Origin of the sequence: Tepidamorphus gemmatus, assembly GCF_004346195.1 — a bacterium.
In the GTDB taxonomy this organism is placed as follows: domain Bacteria; phylum Pseudomonadota; class Alphaproteobacteria; order Rhizobiales; family Tepidamorphaceae; genus Tepidamorphus; species Tepidamorphus gemmatus.
Map to the genome: position 1 here is coordinate 1 of NZ_SMAK01000032.1, position 1,120 is coordinate 1,120.

1 protein-coding gene is annotated in these 1,120 nt (G+C 66.7%); it reads left to right on the forward strand.

The window, feature by feature from the left end:
* Positions 1–1,120: ISAs1 family transposase (locus tag EDC22_RS17830; RefSeq protein ID WP_425385545.1), on the forward strand; the 1,120-nt coding region annotated here is incomplete at both ends.

The following is a 1,120-nucleotide window of genomic DNA, read 5'->3' on the forward strand; positions in this document are numbered from 1 at the left end:
CTGAGAAGCCGTGCCTGCGACTGCTTCTGGACCATTTTGCGCTGATCGAGGATGACCGGGAGGCATGGCGGGTAGCGCATCCGCTGCCCGAAGTGCTGCTTCTGGTGGTGTGCGGCACGATCGCGGCCGGCGACGACTTCGAGGACATCGTCGACTGGGGTGCGGACAATCTGGCCTTCCTGCGCCGCTTGCTACCCTATCATCATGGCATTCCCGGCAGCCGTTGGCTGCGCATGCTGATGAACCGCATCGATCCGGGGCTGTTTGCCGAGTGCTTCCGGTCCTGGGCGGCGGCGCTGCGGCCGGATGCAGCCGATCTGGTGGCCATCGACGGCAAGACCGCGCGCGGCAGCCACGACCGCGGCAACGGGCGCGCGGCGCTGCACCTGGTGTCGGCCTTCGCCACGCGCGAACGCCTCGTGCTGGGCCAGCAGGCCGTCGCCGAGGGCAGCTGCGAACACGAGACGATCCCGCTCCTGCTCGACAGGCTCGCCGCCTCCGGCAGTCTCGACGGCGCGCTGGTCACCATCGATGCCATTGCCTGCAATCCCAAGGTCGCACAGGCCGTCATCGATGCCGGCGCCGACTATCTCATCGCGGTCAAGGCCAACCAGCCCGGCCTGATGGACGAGATCGCACGCTTCTTCGACGATCCTTGCAATCCGCCGCCCGACCGCTGCGAGGATGCCGACAAGGGCCATGGCCGCATCGAAGCGCGCCGCGTTGCCGTCTCAACACAAGTCGACTGGCTGAGGGGCGAGCGGCGCTTTCCCGGCGAATACCGGCTGCCCAACATCGCCGCAATCGTCATGGTGGAGGCCGAGACCTTCGAAAAGGGCGCCACCACACGCCACCGGCGCTTCTATGTCGCCTCGCGCCGCCTCACCGCCCACCACGCCGCCGACGCCATACGTCGCCATTGGGCCATCGAGACATCATTGCACTGGGTGCTCGATGTCACCTTCAACGAGGACAAGGCGCGCAGCCGCACCGGCCACGGTCCCGCCAACATGGCCGTCGTGCGTCACTTCGCCTTCAACATGCTCCGCCGCGTCCACGACAAGCGATCCATCAAGCTGCGCAGAAAACGGGCTGCACGCAACAACCAGTACCTTCAGCA